The sequence below is a fragment of the Microcoleus sp. genome (assembly GCF_041354475.1).
Taxonomy (GTDB): domain Bacteria; phylum Cyanobacteriota; class Cyanobacteriia; order Cyanobacteriales; family Microcoleaceae; genus Microcoleus.
In genome coordinates this window covers 11374-28443 of sequence record NZ_JBGJZU010000001.1, presented here as the reverse complement: position 1 = coordinate 28443, position 17070 = coordinate 11374, and the positions used below count along the sequence as shown (strand labels likewise).

Here is a 17070-nt window from a genome sequence, read left to right as displayed (position 1 = left end):
TTATCATCAACAGGCTCCTGTAAGAAGGTGTTGCGGCTGGGAGACAAGTTTTCTGAGATATTGAACCGTCTTGGCTGCATCGGTTGGGCGATCGGTCTTTTTGTCTGAGTTTGGTCAATTGCTGTCGGGCGAATACATTCTTTTAAAATACTGTTGCGGTTGGGATGGCGCAATCTTAGTAAAGCCTTAGCCTCAATTTGCCGAATCCGTTCGCGGGTAACATCAAATATATTACCGATTTCCTGTAGAGTTTTTTCCCGGCCATCATCCAATCCGAATCGCATCCGAATAACGTCACGTTGTCGAGGGCCCAGAGTATCTAAAACGCTTTCTAAATCTTCGGCAAACAAATTTTTATATACTTTTTCTTCTGGTGTTTCTCCATCGAATTCAATCAACTCTCCCAATGTACAGTCTTCATGATCACCCATTTTAGTATCTAAGGAAATGATAGATTTAGCAGATTTAATAACAAATCGCAATTTGGTAATTGTTATCTCCATTTTAGTAGCGATTTCTTCGTCGGTAGGCTTGCGACTGATTTCTTCAGAAAGCTGTTTGGTAGTTTTCTTAACCTCGGAAATTGTGCGCCACAAGTGAACTGGTAGCCGGATGGTGCGGGAATGGTTGTGAATTGCCCGCGTAATTCCTTGACGAATCCACGAATATGCGTAGGTGGAAAACCTGGTTCCCATCGTGCAATCAAACTTTTCTACAGCCCTGATTAAACCGAGATTTCCCTCCTGTATCAAGTCTAAGAAATCCAGCCCTCGATTTTGATATCTTTTAGCAATTGAAACTACCAGCCGCAAATTAGACTCTACCATTTTGTCTTTAGCTTTTCGGCTGCCCTCTAATTCTAACTCAGCAATTTTTCGAGCTAATTCAATCTCTTCGTCAGCTTTGAGCATGGGGAATCGACCGATTTTTTGCAGGTAAACCCGAAGCGAATCTGGCAGTAGGCGCTCTTTTTTAAATTTGATGCTGTCAGGAATAGTTTTATGCCAAGCTTCATGAAATTCGTCAAAGTTGCTAAAGCCGTGATTTTTATACAACTGTGCTAAGAAAATCTCGAAGAGCATTTTTAAATGAGAGTTTGTCGGACTATCGAATGGGATATCTTTAATATGTTTGACTTTTTCTAATACATCTTTAGATTCATTGCGTTTGTGTTGGCGGCGGTTGATCATGGATAAAGTCAGAGTTTCTCCATGTTTAAAAAGAACGATCGCGGGAATCGGTAAAATTTTATTAATCTCGCGGATAATCCCGTCAAGTTCTTCTATAGTGTACGCGCTCCTCCGCAGTGCGATCGCAAAAAACAAGTAGGAAGTAAAGAAGGCATTCTCGCCGCTCCTAGTATCAAATTCGACAAACTGGTCATTATCTGCAATTTCTGTCCCGGTAAACTGGAAGAGAAAATCAACCGACAGCCATTCCTCTAAGAGAGCTTTTTGGGAGTTGAGCTTTTGATCTATGTCAAATTCTGCAATAAAATTATCCGAACTATTAGGTTCGAGCGCATAAATTAGATCACTTCGGTAGCCAAGAACAAAGAACAAATTCCGGGCGTTATCCGCTAGTTTTCCCTTGGTAAAACTACTTAAAGCTTGCTTAATAGATGTTTTGGCTTGTTGTTCGCTGACGCTCATTTAATCACCAGCCAGGTAATCAGTTCAAAATCCGTTGTTGCTTTAACCTGATGCGGTTGTTCAACCAATACTGCACGGCGGCTAGACAGCAGGTGGCCGATGCTCCGCTTCTTGTAAATATCTGCAATTGAATCAACCGCCCGCTTCAGCAAGTCGTTATACAAACTCATATCAAATCCGTTATTAGTTTCTCGATCGAACAAGTTGCACAACTGTTCATAGGGAACAGTACATCCCGCACACAGCAACTGGTATATTTCAAGTATTTGTTTGGGTTGAGCAAAAGTTAATCGCACTTCCTTATTTTCGCGCACATAAACTACAAAATATGGTTGCAGCGGGTTGACGGTTTTATTCTCAAGACAATCGCCTTTCTGTTTGAGGCAAAAAATTACGCCCGGAGCAATTATCGGGTACTCCGAGTTAGTTGGAACTACTGCATAGAGTCCTAAAGGGGCATCTTGGAGTAGTTTGCGGTTGCTCTCAATATATTTGGCCAGTTCCATTCGGAAATCATCGAGAGTGAATTCCGTTAGGGCGACACTTTCGGTGAAATCTTCGATATCCAGCACCTCGTCTTTCAATCGCAGCAACTGCTTGTCGCGGTATTTCAAATCACTCTCAATCACTTCTTGAATCTCCTTTACCTCCAGCAGATTATCTTCAAATGTACCAGCCATGTCTGCTAAAGCCATCCGTGCTTCTACTCGATTTTTCAGATTGATGTATTGATCCAAGTCCTCTGTCGGCCAAAAATTAATTAATTGTACGGTGTGGTTGGGGCTGCCAATGCGATCGCACCTACCGAACCGCTGGATAATTCGGACTGGGTTCCAGTGGATGTCGTAGTTAATCAGATAATCGCAATCTTGTAAATTTTGCCCTTCTGATATACAATCTGTGGCAATTAATAGGTCAATCTCGCCGTCTTGTCGCATAGATGGAATTTGAGCGCGTTTCTTGGCGAAAGGCGAAAAATTTGTCAGGACGTGATTGAACTCATTTTTGCCAAAGGTGGTCTTATTTTTCGCCGAACCACCAGTCACCAAAGCTAAGTTAATTTTCAATTCTACTGTTGCCCATTCCCGCAATCCTTCGTAAAGATAGACAGCCGTATCTGCAAAGGCAGTAAAGACTAAAACCTTGCGATTTGGTTGGCCATGCTTGTTAGTCGTAGGATGCTTGACTTTCTCGGCGATCAGCGCTTTTAGCTCAGCCAGCTTGGCATCGCGTTCCACAGAAATGCTTTGGGCAGAATTGTAAATTTTTTTAAGCTGTTCCTTGTCGCGTTTCAGGTCTTTTAACCACGTTTCGACATCGAGGTGCGCCATTTGAAATATCAGCTTCTGACCTACTTGCATGGCATCTTGCAACTCTTCATCGTCCAAGTCTTCAATCATCCAATCGCTGAAAGTTACTGTCTGGTTAGCGTCGCGAGATTGCTGCAATTGCTTAAAGTTCTTAATTTTTGTCTCTAGAGCTTCAGTTTTGTTAATCGTGCGCTCCATTGTCAGCGCAAAGGAACGGATGGAGCTTTCTAAGCGTTTAAGGAAATTGACTTTCATCATGCCGATCAAACAGCGTTCGCGATCGCTCTGTTTGAAATTTCGCACTCCTTTATTTTCATACACCGATCGGTATGGCGACAGGACATACTTTGAGGGGTTGAATAGGGAGAGTTGATATTTAGAAATTTCACTGTTAAGCTGTTCGTAGGACATGAACTCACCCTCTCGGTCAATCTCAGGAAATACCGAGATGGGTTTGAGCCGTTCTGGAAAGCCGCCTAATTGGGCGATCGCATCTTTATAGTATTTTTGAATGTGTTTGCGCGATCGGGCGATCGTCAATTGGTCAAGCAGTTTGAAAAAAGCAGAACTAAGTTCTTCCAGCAGTTCGCTAGTTTTGCGATCGCGACTTTTCTTTGCCCACTTGGTAAATTTCCGCTGAGCATCAGCTAGTGTATCGCTCAGACTAGCAATTCCCAGCGATTCGCCAAACGCAGCATCGCGACCTTCTGTGATAAAATAAAGTTGATTCCGCAAATCCTTTAAATCATTGTTAACCGGAGTTGCTGATAAGAGTAGCACCTGAGTTTTGACACCGCTCTTGATAATATCATCCATCAATCTTTCGTAACGACTCTTTCTAATTGGATTGCCAAATTCGTCCCGTTTGCTCTTGATGTTGTTGCGAAAATTGTGCGATTCGTCAATAACTACCAAGTCATAGTTGCCCCAATTAATCTTTTCTAAATTAATGTCCCCAGAGTAACCATAATCCCGGCTCAAGTCGGTGTGAGACAGGACTGTATAGTTAAAGCGGTCTTTAACCAAAGGATTGAGTTCGCTATTGTTCTGTGCTAGATATACAGTCCAATTTTCTCGGAGTTTTTTGGGACAAAGAACCAAAACTTTTTCATTGCGAAGTTCAAAATATTTAATCACCGCTAGAGCTTCAAATGTTTTACCTAAACCAACGCTGTCAGCAATAATACACCCGTTATATCGTCGGATTTTATTGATAGCAGCCTTAACTCCGTCTTTTTGAAATTCAAATAAAGATTTCCAGATTTCTGTATCAAATAGGTGTAGCTGTTCGTTGAGAATATCGCTTTTTTCTAGGTCATCGAGGAATGTCTCGAAGATATGAAACAGAGTTTTGTAGTAGATAAACTCAGGAGTATTATTCTGGTAAAGTTGCTCTAGGTACAGCAGCACATCTTGTGTGACATCTTCGATTAGTTCGGCATCATTCCAGAGTTCATCAAACCAGGCTTTCAGGTCGCGGGTATCCCGTTTACTATCTACTTCTAAATTGAGTTCAATATTGTTGTTATTTTTACCTAATCCGAGTCCCCGCATGGTAAAATTAGAACTGCCCATAATAGCATTTTCAGTTCCGTTATGAGCAATGTGATACATTTTGCCGTGCAGTAAATTAGATTGCTTGACCGACCGTATCTGGACTTTTTTCTCAATCCATTCTGCACATTCTTTCGCAACCCGTTTTTGCTGCAACCGATTCTGTAGCTGCAAGCCCTGATCCTCAATTTGGAACGCCTTTTTATCAGTTTTACTGGGGTCAAGAGATTTGATGAAGCGCGGTTCGCCAAAGAGAAATTTCAAGCTTTTAATACCTAGAAGTTGTTCCTTCAAAGCATCAAAGGCATAAATTGTAAAGTAAGCAGAAACAATGGACAAGGTTGAGTTTTCCTCGACCTTTGCTTTCAAAAAATCGCCTACTGTTCCGCGGTGACGGTTGTCTCTAATTGCCGAGTTTGGGAGAGAAGAATCATGTTGTGACATAGCCTACCTTTGTTCGCTTGTTGCATTAGGCTATATTCTACTGGTACAACTAGAGTCGTGGACGAAATTTTTTATTTCTACACTATCCATAGTAATAATACTAAATCGAGCTTAAATACCCCCTGAATTATACAGTGCTGGACGTAGAGACACTATATATAGTTTGCCGAAAAAGGGCGATCGCCTGACAAGTCAAGGGGGGTGCGATCGTACTTGGCGTAAACACTAGACCTCTGCAATAACTCCTGTGGAACAGGTCTCCAAGCCAGTTCAACACAAGCTTTTTGAAAAATATCCAGGACTGTTTCAGTAAAAGTGCGATTATTTAACCATCGCCACAGTAACTAATGACTAGGGACGGAGGAATGAGGACTATTTTCTAACTTTAAAAAATGCACCTGTCCCGAAACTTCCCCCGCCACAATTGTCACCCCATCCGGTGCAATAGCACAAGATTTCAACGCACTATCTCCCCGAAAAATAGCAATTACTTCTCGACTTAACAAATCCCAAACTCTCAGGGTATTGTCATCAGAAACAGAAATCACCCTAGTCCCCACCGTCGCCAAAGCTGTTACCGCATCCCCATGACCAGCCAAAGTGAAAACTTCCTTTCTACTTGACAAATCCCACACTTTGATCGTGCTCTTTCTACCCCCACAAACGGCCCATTTACCATCCGCTGTAACTGCTACAGCATTTACTAAATTATCATCACCTTTGAGAGTGAAAAGTTGATTTTTTACTACTAAATTCCAGAGATCAGCCAAACTATTTTTTTCGGTTCCCAAACTCCAAACTTTGAGAGTTTTATCACCAGCCGCAGAAATTAACCGTTTACCGTCAGGAGTAACTGCAACAGCTTTTATCCCGTCAGTGTGACCTACAAATGTAAAAATTTCTTCTCCTGTTTCCAGACTCCAAACCTTAATAGTTTTGTCACCAGAACCAGAAATTACCATCCTGCTGTCCGCAGTCACAGCCACAGAATTTACCCAGTCTGTATGACCTGCGAAACTCCTAATTTCCTCTCCTGTGGCCACATTCCAAACTTTCACCGTTTGGTCACCCGAACCCGAAATTATTCTCTGGCTGTCTGGGGTGACAGCGATTGCCTTAACCCAATCTTTATGACCATAAATAGTCAAAAGTTCTTCTCCATTTTCCAGATTCCAGACTTTAATCGTGTTGTCGCCAGAACCCGAAATTGCTTTAGTGCAATCCGGTGTTACTGCCACAGCATTTACGGAATCCTGATGGGCTAAAAATGATACATTTTCTGTTTCTGTTTCTAAACACCAAACTTTGAGAGTTTTGTCAGAGGAACCAGAAACTATTCGTTTACCGTCCGCACTCACCGCCACAGCATTCACCGGGGCGATGTGATCCGTAAAACTGAATATTTCTGCTTTGGTTTCTAGATGCCAAACTTTGATAGTTTTGTCACCGGAAGCAGAAATTACTCGCTGGCCATCGGGAGTTATTGCCACAGATTGGATGAAACTGTCATGAGATCCTAATGTAAATATTTTCTTTCTTTCTCTCAAACTCCAGACTTTTACAGTGCCGTCATAACTACCTGAAATAATCTTTTCTCCGTCGGGACTAACTGCTACTGATTTGACCCAATCCCGATGACCAGTCAGAGTGAAAATTTCTTTTCCTGTTTCTAAATTCCAGACTTTGATGCTGTTATCGCCGGAACCGGAAATCAATCGCTTGCTGTCGGGTGTTACTGCTACTGATTGTACAAAACTTGTATGACTTTTGAGGTTAAAGATTATTTCCCGGTTTTTTAAATCCCAAACCTTAATACTGCCATCCCAGGAACCAGAAATCACTGCTTTGCCGTCGGGAGTAACTGCTACAGCTTCTACGGCAAAGGTATCGCCACCAAAGGTAAATACTTCTTGTCCTGTTTCGAGGTTCCAAATCTTGATGGTATTATCCCAAGAACCGGAAATTAGTTGAGTGCCATCGGGGGTTACTGCCACAGCATTGACGTAGGTAAGATGACCTGTTAGGGTGAAAATTTCCTCTCCTGTGTCTAAATGCCAAACTTTGATATTATGGTCGGATGAGCCAGAAATTACCCGCTTACCGTCGGGGGTAATTGCTACAGCTTGTACCCAATCTGTATGTCCCGTGAGGGTGCGCTGCAATCTTCCTCCCGGAGGGGTAAAACTAGGAGTTAATGGTCGGAACCAGGGATATTTCTGTTTTTTTGCTTGGGCTAGTAGTGCTTGAATTTCGGGATTTTCAAAACACATCAAGCGGGCAATTAGTTGTGTGGGTAGTTGGGTATGGTCTGGAACGATAATGTGGGCAGAAATTCGCAGGGTTTCTTGGATTAATTTGAGGGTTTTTATTTGGTGATGGTCGAGGAAATTAGGGATATTTATTGCTAAATTGTAATCTTCTATTAGGGGCTGTACTCCCGATGCTGACAGCTTGGTTTGAATAAAATTGTAATCTGTTAGTAAACTGTATAATCGATTGACTTCCGAATTGGCGACTAACTGACTGGGCTGGATTTCCAGTTCTGGTGTCTGTGCTGCGGGCAGCATGGGCTCTGACCCTGGCGTAAACTCGCTCATAAATTTTTGGATGTTTTTGTCAAATGTATGCGATGGCTAACTGCACCTTGGTGACATACTCCTACGGGGATTCCGACAAAGAAAGCTAACTCGATCGAGAAACTTGTCTCTTTGGTTAGCATGACATAGTTAATTTCTGTTTGCTACTGGTATGGGGCCCGTGTTTGTAATTAAAAATTATATCATTATTTGAGTTTTTTGATTCTTGTTAATATATCCTCCTGACAGGATGATTGTCCGTCTGTTGCTGTCTCTGGTATTTTTCTGTAGCCAAAGCGCCCTCTACGGTTACTTTATCTGATTAATTTCAAACTGAAAACTCCTTGACAGCTTTGCAGGTGTTCCTCATTCCTTTAAAATATACAAAATAGAGAAGTATTGAGTTCAGAGACAAAATTCATGGATGTTATCGAGTTTTTCGAGCTAAGTGCAGGCAAATGGTTTTCGCAGCGCACCGTACACTATCTCAATTCCGGGGAATTGCAGGCTGGCAAATCTGAGCTCAAAATAGAAATACTGACGGCTACTGAACCCGCAGTGGTGAAGCTGTGCCAACAGCACTCGATCGATCCGAATGCCAGTGGGTTAACTAGCGTTAGGGTGAGTTGGGAGGGTACTCCCGATCGCACAGAGCAAAAACAAATCGGTTCTACAATATTAGCCGTCTTACCCAATGCCGACAATCCCAGGGAAGGCAAAGTGATCCAAGATAAGGGCAATACTCGCTACGTGATGGGCAGTGATGACGTGCTGACATTGATTACGGAATCTGAAACTATCCATGCTGAAGAACGCCTCTGGTATCTCATCCCCAACCTCCGACTGCGTACCAGTGTTGTCAAGGAAGCTAACGGTAATGAACAAGCTTCTTTTTGTTCAGAAATTCGGATGGGAGCAGCCCCTAAAAAATAAAAATTTTGTTATTTGTTATTTGTTATTTGTTTGTGCCGATCACTAATAATCAATAACGAATAACCCATAACCAATTCCTCCCCTTCGCTTCGCCCAGTTCTCAAGGCCCGTATCAGACTTTTTTTCTTCTTTCTCCCTTTTTTCGGCGGCCTTCTTTGGCAATAGCTTTTAACTTGGAGTGAAAATCAGTATGTTTGACGATGGGGACTGATTTTTCAACTAATGGCGAGGCGACTGAAATATCAGCTTCGGCTCGATCGGCCACAGCAGTTACTGCCAAATCTTCATAAATTACAACTTCGGCATTTTCCCTGGTGCGATTGACTGCGGACACTTGTGGTATTTCCTCAGTCTCTACTTTGGGGAGTTCTGCATTGTCGGCGGAATCGAACTCAACATCTGGAGTCGGAAGCAAATCTAGTTCTAACCCACCTAAATCGGATTCTGCACTAGGTAAAAATATAGGTTCTTCGGACAACTTAAAATCATTTTCCTGCATTAAATCTTGAGGAAAATTGCTGCAAACTAAGCGTTCAAACTCGCCATTAAAATGATAAACAGGTTGGTTTAAACGCTGCCACATACTCAAAATTTGTGCCACAGAAACGGCTTTGTAACGACCTTGATAAAGCGCTTCAATCACGGCTAAACGGAGCCAATGGCTGGGATAATTAGTCAGCCATTCGCCCGCCAATTTTTCTGCTTTTTTGCCACCTAGGTCAAAACCATAGTGAACCAGCAGAGCCGCTGCTTGTGCAGATATTGCCGTCACTTCTGTCATTTGTTAGTTGTTAGTTGTTAGTTGTTATTTGTTAGTGGTTATTTGTTAATGGTTATTTGTTAGTTATTATTGGTGATTGTTTAGGCTGAGTTGTTATTTGGTTGCGGAAAACAACCACTAATTAATCACCAATAACTAATTTAATTAATCGGATAAACGCACGCCTCCTTCTACACTTCGCACATCCCCACCAAAAGATTCTGGAGTGCCATTCCAATTGAAGTCGCTAATCCTAAAAGTCAGGCTACCGACTTGACGTTCTGGATTAAAACGTAAAATGATTGCATAACTGCGGCGACTGTATTCCAAAGTGTAATTTGTACTAATGGTTTCCTTGGTATCTAAATTAATAGCACTTTGAATTCCGACTCGAAACCCGCCATAAACTTGTTGGACAAGTCCAAAGGAAAGGATTCTGACATCTACCAGGCGATCGAACAAAAATGGCGATAGACCATCCCGTCCTACCTGAGTGTAAGTCACGTTAAACCCAGTGTAGTCCAGGAAAGGGCGGGAGAAATGACCGAATTGCCCTTGAATGCCGACACTGCCGGCGAGAGAATTTTGTTGATCGTCACTGCTATAAAAACTCCCAACACCACGGATACCCAAAGCCAGTTTCACGTAAGGAACCACCGGAGTCCGCGTATACTTCAAACCCTGGGTAGGAGTGCGGGGGAGGGATTTACCCTGCCATAGGGTAAAGTCGCGGGTTAAGGCTGCGCTCAGTTGTAAGCGGCTCAAATCGATGCGGTTATTTTCCCTCACAGGTTCGAGCAAGTCAAATCTGTCGGTGTCAGCATTGATAAATTGATAACCGGCTTGGTAACTAAGATTAATGCCAGACTTTCCCAGGGGGATGATGGGGGAAGTGAGAACAACTCCCAGGCTGCTGTTGACGGTTTGAAAGCCGAGAGAACCGTTAAAGAGACGATCGCGATAGCTATATTCCCCCACCAGAGTGTGAGTCCCGATCGACTGCCGCAAACGCAAATTACCCCGAAAAGCATTTTCAGCTAGATTCGGGAAATTATCAAAATTGAGAAATATTGCCGAACCGTCGAGCCTAGTACGAGGGCCAAGGGCCGCCGTCAACTTCGCTTTCAGGCCGTAACTATCGGGGGAAAAGGGGCTACCGCCGTGTTTTTCGATCGCCCGCTGAAGATAAACCTGGGGAGTCAAAGTCAGCCTGACTGGCCCTGCTTGCAGTACATCCAAAGCGCACTCAGCATACAAACCACCGCGATCGCCCCCATCGAAGCCAAAGGTCAAACACGGGCCATTCCGCTGCTGACTGTCAAACACCTGTCGGCGAGGATACACAGGTATTTTCACCCGGTTGTCGAACACCAAACGAGGTTTAGTTGTGACCAATTCCTCCGCCGTGGGAGAAATCCTTCTAATCGTCGCCGTCTTGGCGCGGTATTCCAGTTCCGGCGGAGAAAAGGGGTCATTAGTAATCCGAATATTAGTAGCCACCCTCACGCCATCGGGTCGGAGTTCCAGGCGTTCTGCTTCAAAGCGAACGCGGTTAACGGCCCCAGTGATTTGGGGTGCGGTCACCTGTCCACCCTGTCCGCCACCGCCGATGGTAAAGGTAGCGGCGCCGGGGGAGCGAACTCCGCGCACTGGTTGCTGACTGGTAATTCGATCGCTCAGGGGCTGATTGAGAATCGTGCCCGCACTGATATCTGTGGGGAGTGTGGGGGTTAACTCGCTACCTGCTGCGGGTAAGAACAGTTCACCTTTTGCCTGTTCGACAGCACCGGAATTGAGACCGAGATTAAAGTCCATCCGTTCCCCACGGACTACTTGTTGGCCGCGGGTATAGGCGACATTACCGGATGCTATCACTTGGCGGGTGACTAAGTTGACGATCGCCCGATCGGCATCAATCACCGTTTGTCGGAACCGCACCACCACATTACCAATAGCCGTAACAATTTGCTGCTTGTCATCAAACTCCTGACTGTCTGCTTTCACCTCAATCGTATCTGCCGGACTCACAGGGAAAGGTACCGTCCGCTGGGAAGGTGGGGTGCGGACTCCTGGGGCTGGGCCTGGTTTGGGCTTCGGTTTGGGCGATGCTGGCGTTCCGGGCGTTGGGGCGGTACCCGGAGTCGGAATTTCTAACTGTGGTTGTCCGCTTGGTGTTGGTTCCGGGGGTGGTTCGGGAACTGGAATATCCTGGGGTTCAGGAGGTGACTTATCTTCTAGTTGCAGCCCCTTTGCCTGATAACTGCTGTCATCGGGGTGTGAAACCTCTGCCGATGGTTGTTCTGGTTCCCCCGGTTTTTTCTGAGTCAATAATGCCTCTGGGGTTGGTGCTGGATTCCTACCGGAAAGGCGATTTTGTGGCGGTGCAAAATGATAAGTAGTAAAGGAAGAGTCTTTGGGAGTTTCCCTGGTTGCGGTTTCTACAACGGGAGTGGGATTTTGAAATCTCAACTCTGCTGTGCCGTTTGCCACTGCTGCTAGGGGGTCGTCGATTTCTGAAGGCTGACCTGCTGCTGCGGTTGGGTCCAGGAGTCTGGCGGAGGGTGCTGGTTCGGTGGCTGGTTTTGCTTCTGACAGAACTAGAGCTGGGCTTGGTTCCGGTTGTTCTGTGGAGTTGCTGCGGGTGTCTCTATCACTTGCCGCCACAGCGAGGGCGACTTTTTTGGGCTTTGTGATATTGATGATGGCAGGGGGTTCTGGTGGCGGTACCGGATAGGGCATAGTTATAGCAGAAGGAAGAAGGAACAAGGAAGAAGGAAGAAGGAAGAACGAATATGCAATAAAATCAATGGTTTGAGCAATTGAAAATGTCCTAGTTACCTATTTAGGTTGCTATAAAGGAAGAAGGAAGAAGGAAGAAGGAAGAAGGAAGAAGGAAGAAGGAAGAAGGAAGAAGGAAGAAGGAAGAAGTCACCCCCCCCTGCCCCCCCCAAGGGGGGAAATTCAGGAAGAAGGAAGAAGTCACCCCCCCCCTGCCCCCCCCAAGGGGGGAAATTCAGGAAGAAGGAAGAAGGAATAAAATCAATGGTTTGAGCAATTGAAAATGTCCTAGTTACCTATTTAGGTTGCTATAAATGTTTAAACAGAAATTTGATGGGCTGCGCTGCTTGGGATGCTGGCTGCCGTTAGAACTTGCTTTCACCACAAGATAACCTCACTGACCAGCGAGGTTAAGTTTGTTTAACTAATTTTTGATGGTTTGTGGGTTCATGGCAGGGGCTGCTGTGGCCCGCCCCTCATCTGCTGGATGGATTGCTCGCTTGTATCCAATCCGCTAGCATCGGATTTCTGTGGTTGAGTCAAGTGGCTACCAACACCTAAGTACAATTTTTGGTTTTTGGACTCACTTTCAACCATGGACAGTCTTTCCGGTGCAACCCGACATGGATATTATTCCATGTCTCTGCGGTTGGGGTTCCGAGCTGGGTCATTGGACAAAAATCCAAATATGAACAGGGAAACAAAGAATAGGACAACTATATTAACTACGATTTTGAGGGTTAGCACTGTGGGAGTCTCCAAGAATGCGATCGAGCTGAGTGATTTGTTGCTGGTGCAACTTTTTTATCATATGTCAAAGATTAGCGAATTTAATCTTTGCTGTTGATGATTTTTGGGAAGTTGATTTTTGCCCATTCCCACAGTTGTTCGACTATTTTTTCTAGTCGCACCATGATGCGATCTAGCCATTCTAGCACTTGTTCTAGGGGATGCTTGATGTATCCCATTGATTCTGCTGTGGTTTCTAAGCACTCCTGTGCTTGTTCCTCTGGGCTGTTCTTTTCTGTTTCTTTGGTGATGCTGATGTATTTGCTGGGGGTTGGGCCGAGCTCAGGGGTGGTTGCTGTTTCTGGTTGAGTTTTCTGTGTCTGGATCTGAGTTGATGCTTCTAGGTTGCTCTGTCTGCTATTTTTTTGAAGATTTTCTAAATTAGATGTTTTTTGGGGTTGACTTTTTGTTACTTTTGTGTTGATGCTACTTTTGAGCTGGGCGATCAGGTTTTGAATTGCTTCTGGGTATGGTGATGTGGATTTTGGTGTCGATCGACCAGGGGGCAATTTTTCGATTTCCGTATTTTGGGGCTTGACTTTTGTGCTGATTTGTGTTACTTGCTCTGGGGCTGGCGGTGGCACTTGGTCTAGGGAGGGCGGTGCTGGCTCTCCAAATAGGTCTTGCCAATTTAGCCAAGGTCGATCGCCCTTGGTCTCGGTTTTTTCAGTATTTTCCGCTGCTCTTTGTTGCAAAGAATACTTGATTGCCAGAGATTTTTCTGTATTATCACTGGCTGCTGTTTCTTTGCCTAGGAGGTAGTCTACTGATGACCAAATCATCTGTTCGATGCTTTTGGCGTAGTTTTCGACTATTTCACGGGTGCTTGGGCTCAAATTCTCGGTTGTTGGCTCTATCTGGGCTGGCTGGCTGTCTGTTAAGTCACCAGTAATTTTTGATACTTGGGGTATGGTGAATTCTTCGAGGTTGACGGCGGCGCGATCGAGTAATGTGACAAAGGATAGAGGATTGGTGGCTCGATCGAACTTAGTGTAAAAATCTGTGGTTAATTCTGATGTATGGCAGTCTAGCGCACTTGCGGAGGTAATTGCCGGTCGATCGGTTTTGACTCCGGTGATTTGCGCTCTATCGGTTTGAGCTATGATTAAATGGCGATCGGCACCAGTATTAATGGCTTTTTTCATCGCCAGGATTGATTCTCCAAACTGATTTCTTTTCAGCGCCAAGGGACTTGTTTGTACCCAAGTCATCAATTGCCAAAAACCGCGCACTGGCGGAAGTAGGGATTTTGCCGCAGCCTCTTCTAAGCCGAGATTAAATTTTAATTCTTTTTTAGCAATTTCTCGTCGCCCTGGCCCGGAGTTGGCGACTTCCCAAGTTATGCGCCCCTCCAAGAGTTCCTGCTGTTCTTGGGTTAAAATATCTAAAATCTGATTTTCTGCTCCCACCAATACTAAACTGCGGGCTGGTAGAAAAGTCGCAATTCCCCGAACTTTCGGTGTGGTGTTAACGGTGTCACCATGATTGATGGAAATTTCGGTTACTGGAGTTTGAGAGTCTGGATGTTCTAAAACTAAATTCCTGGGAGTTGTTTTGGCATGGTTTCGGGTAAAGTGTGTTTGTGCCACTAAAGCCTGTGGTGTCACTGGGGCTGGCAAATTTTCGGCTGTAATTACAAAGGATAAATTGTCGGATTTTGTCGTTGTTTGCGATGGGAGGAGTATATTTTCAGCCATGTGCACAATATCTACGATCGCACTTTCTGCGCCTATCTCCTCATCCCACCCATTTGGGGATGAATTCTGAGAAAATTTGAAATTTTCTCTTTCAGCAAATTCCTGCAATTCCGGTAAATCTATTTTTTGACTTGATTCCCGCAGTTGTCTGGCTAACATTCGCGAACTTTGCACCAGCAAGTATGCTGGATAAAGTAGAATTTGGGTAGTGTTAAGCGTTGCGGATGTAACTTGTCGCCAAGTGCGATCGCAATTTTCGGCAACTTGGCGGGACTGTTTGGATATAAATTTTAATAGTCGGCTTTGGTACGGGCCGCCGTAGTTATTTGAAGACATAATTTAATTTGAGGTTGATTCAACCTTGTTTCTGTCTAATTCTCAATCTTAGCGAAATATGAGTGCTTCTGTGTCATCTGCTAGCAATAATATTTCTGAAGTTGTCGAAAGGTTGCGTCGCCTCACCCTATGGGATGCGCAGTCTGGCTGGAGGTACTACGACTCAGACTTGGCTGTTGTCAATGGGGTAAATATTTGTAACTGGCCTGTTGCCGAACTTAACCATAAAGGACATATTGCTTGGCCTGCTGGTAAACAAGTTTTTTATTTGGGACAAAAATTTGTAGTTCCTCCCAATTTGTCAGCCTATCCTGTGACGGGGTTGCGCTTGCTGTTGAGCTTGACTTGGTGGGCAGACAATGTTCAGATTTTTGTGAATGGGGAGTTAGTTGGAGTCGGAGATTTATTTGATTGTGCGGTGCGACTTTTGTTAAGTCCCGCTGTCCTTCTGGGAGATGAATTTTTAGTAATTTTGCGTTTGGTGAGTCCAGGTCACGATTCGGGTGCTTTGGTGAAGTCAGTTTGTCTGTATGAAGCTGCTGATTCTGCTTGTTTTGACCCTGGTTTTGTGGCTGATGAATTGGAGATTTTGCAAAATTCCCTGTCTGGTAATTTCTCAAATTTAAATTTCCAATACTCCCCCACTAAAAATATAGTCCATGGTGGGTTGGTTGTCAAGGGGGAAATGCTAAAATCTCAAGTGGAATTGGCGGTGGGTTTGATTGATTGGTCTGTGGTGGGCGATCGACAAAAGTTCGATCGTTCGCTTTCTAGTTTAAGGCAAAACTTGCTCGGATTTTTGGGAGGTTTTCAGGATGGTTTAAAGGTTGAAACCGCAGAGGGCACAGAGGGCACAGAGGGAGGTGGAAGAGAGAGGGTTTTTGGGAGGGCAGAAAGTGATGAGAGTACATCTATATATATAGGAGAAAGTAGTGGAAAATCTTCTATATATAAAGGTAAAATTTATTTAGTTGGTCATGCTCATTTGGATTTGGCTTGGTTATGGCCTGTTGCGGAAACTTGGGAAGCGGCCCAACGGACTTTTGAGTCAGCATTGAAGTTACAATCGGAGTTTCCTAGTTTAATTTTCTGTCATTCAACTCCTGCACTTTATGCTTGGATAGAAGAGCATCGGCCTGATTTGTTTGCTGAGATTAAAAAACAGGTAGCTGCGGGATTTTGGGAAGTTGTTGGTGGGATGTGGGTGGAACCAGATTTAAACTTGATTTCGGCTGAATCCATGGTGAGACAAGTTGTTTATGGACAGCGTTACGCCCAAGAAAAGTTCGGGGAGTTAATGCGGGTAGTTTGGCTACCGGATACTTTTGGTTTTGGATGGCAATTACCTCAGATTTTGCGCGATGGTGGAGTTGATTATTTTGTGACGCAAAAGTTGCGTTGGAATGATACAACTGAGTTTCCCTATGGTGCATTTTGGTGGGAAGGTTTGGATGGTACTAAGATATTTAGCATGATGTCGGGTCCGATCGGTGAAAACATCGAATCTGTGAAAATGGCGAATCATCTTTTTGATTGGCAAATTAAAACGGGTTTGCAATCTGCTGTTTGGCTACCGGGAGTTGGCGACCACGGTGGCGGCCCGACTCGTGATATGTTGGAGGTTGCGAAACGCTGGGAATTGTCGCCTTTTTTTCCGAGGTTGGAGTTTGCGAAGGCTGTGGATTATTTGGCGTTGATTGAGAGTCAGTTTTCGCCGGAAGTGTCGGAGTCTCAAGCTGATGTTTCGATGCGAGACAATTCGGCTGCGGCTGAATCTGCTAATTTGGGTAAAGTTTTCCAGTCTCCAGTCGATGTTTCGATGGGAGACAATGCGGCAATTTTGAAACAGGGTGAAAGTGGCAATTCGGCTGTGGCTGAATCTGCTAATTTGGGTGAAACTTCCCTGTCTTCAGTCGATGTTTCGATGGGAGACAATGCGGCAATTTTGAAACAGGGTGAAAGTGGCAATTCGGCTGTGGCTGAATCTGCTAATTTGGGTGAAACTTCCCTGTCTCCAGTCGATGTTTCGATGGGGGAAAATCCGCCAATTTTGAAACAGCCTGAAATTGGCAATTCGGCTGTGGCTGAATCTGCTAATTTGGGTAAAGTTTCTCAGTCTCAAGCTGATGTTTCGATGCGAGACAATTCGGCTGCGGCTGAATCTGCTAATTTGGGTAAAGTTTTCCAGTCTCCAGTCGATGTTTCGATGGGAGACAATGCGGCAATTTTGAAACAGGGTGA

The 17070-nt window shown here is 44.5% G+C and carries 8 protein-coding genes and 2 pseudogenes; 2 read left to right on the top strand and 8 right to left on the bottom strand.

Annotated elements, in window-relative coordinates:
* Positions 1-128: 128 nt before the first annotated feature.
* The 3 genes and pseudogenes from ACBR23_RS00080 to ACBR23_RS00070 form a co-directional block, all read right to left on the bottom strand.
* Positions 129-1082, bottom strand: a pseudogene (locus ACBR23_RS00080) (sigma-70 family RNA polymerase sigma factor); the annotation flags it as partial.
* Between the two features lie 566 nt (positions 1083-1648).
* Positions 1649-4960: a helicase-related protein gene (locus tag ACBR23_RS00075; protein ID WP_371118298.1), complete on the bottom strand. Its 3312-nt coding sequence runs from the start codon at positions 4958-4960 to the stop codon at positions 1649-1651.
* A 344-nt stretch (positions 4961-5304) separates the two neighbouring features.
* Positions 5305-7557: a hypothetical protein gene (locus ACBR23_RS00070; protein WP_371118297.1), complete on the bottom strand. Its 2253-nt coding sequence runs from the start codon at positions 7555-7557 to the stop codon at positions 5305-5307.
* A gap of 399 nt (positions 7558-7956) precedes the next feature.
* On the opposite strand from ACBR23_RS00070, the gene ACBR23_RS00065 reads away from it, so the two are divergent.
* Entirely contained in the window at positions 7957-8469 is a 513-nt protein-coding gene (locus ACBR23_RS00065; RefSeq protein ID WP_341735754.1) for a phycobiliprotein lyase, read from the top strand.
* A 112-nt stretch (positions 8470-8581) separates the two neighbouring features.
* Here the strand turns inward: ACBR23_RS00065 and ACBR23_RS00060 are convergent, their stop codons facing one another.
* The 5 genes from ACBR23_RS00060 to ACBR23_RS00040 all read right to left on the bottom strand — a co-directional run bounded on the left by ACBR23_RS00060 (position 8582) and on the right by ACBR23_RS00040 (position 14829).
* Positions 8582-9250: a hypothetical protein gene (locus ACBR23_RS00060; protein WP_341735753.1), complete on the bottom strand. Its 669-nt coding sequence runs from the start codon at positions 9248-9250 to the stop codon at positions 8582-8584.
* A 144-nt stretch (positions 9251-9394) separates the two neighbouring features.
* Positions 9395-11968, bottom strand: coding sequence for a DUF3769 domain-containing protein (locus ACBR23_RS00055; RefSeq protein ID WP_371118296.1), 2574 nt, complete (start codon positions 11966-11968; stop codon positions 9395-9397).
* Between the two features lie 486 nt (positions 11969-12454).
* Positions 12455-12604: a hypothetical protein gene (locus tag ACBR23_RS00050; protein WP_340523283.1), complete on the bottom strand. Its 150-nt coding sequence runs from the start codon at positions 12602-12604 to the stop codon at positions 12455-12457.
* Between the two features lie 33 nt (positions 12605-12637).
* A complete protein-coding gene (locus ACBR23_RS00045; RefSeq protein WP_340523282.1) occupies positions 12638-12754 on the bottom strand; it encodes a photosystem II reaction center protein I in 117 nt (38 codons plus the stop codon).
* 83 nt (positions 12755-12837) lie between these two features.
* Complete coding sequence (locus ACBR23_RS00040; RefSeq protein WP_371118295.1) at positions 12838-14829, bottom strand: hypothetical protein; 1992 nt, start codon at positions 14827-14829, stop codon at positions 12838-12840.
* Between the two features lie 58 nt (positions 14830-14887).
* Here ACBR23_RS00040 and ACBR23_RS00035 point away from each other — a divergent pair.
* Positions 14888-17070: pseudogene (locus ACBR23_RS00035) on the top strand (hypothetical protein); the annotation flags it as partial.

Bases quoted from the DNA above. Each gene is read 5' to 3' on its own strand.
- ACBR23_RS00075 (WP_371118298.1), bottom strand. From the start codon at position 4,960: ATGTCACAACATGATTCTTCTCTCCCAAACTCGGCAATTAGAGACAAC.
- ACBR23_RS00070 (WP_371118297.1), bottom strand. From the start codon at position 7,557: ATGAGCGAGTTTACGCCAGGGTCAGAGCCCATGCTGCCCGCAGCACAG.
- ACBR23_RS00065 (WP_341735754.1), top strand. From the start codon at position 7,957: ATGGATGTTATCGAGTTTTTCGAGCTAAGTGCAGGCAAATGGTTTTCG.
- ACBR23_RS00060 (WP_341735753.1), bottom strand. From the start codon at position 9,250: ATGACAGAAGTGACGGCAATATCTGCACAAGCAGCGGCTCTGCTGGTT.
- ACBR23_RS00055 (WP_371118296.1), bottom strand. From the start codon at position 11,968: ATGCCCTATCCGGTACCGCCACCAGAACCCCCTGCCATCATCAATATC.
- ACBR23_RS00050 (WP_340523283.1), bottom strand. From the start codon at position 12,604: ATGGTTGAAAGTGAGTCCAAAAACCAAAAATTGTACTTAGGTGTTGGT.
- ACBR23_RS00040 (WP_371118295.1), bottom strand. From the start codon at position 14,829: ATGTCTTCAAATAACTACGGCGGCCCGTACCAAAGCCGACTATTAAAA.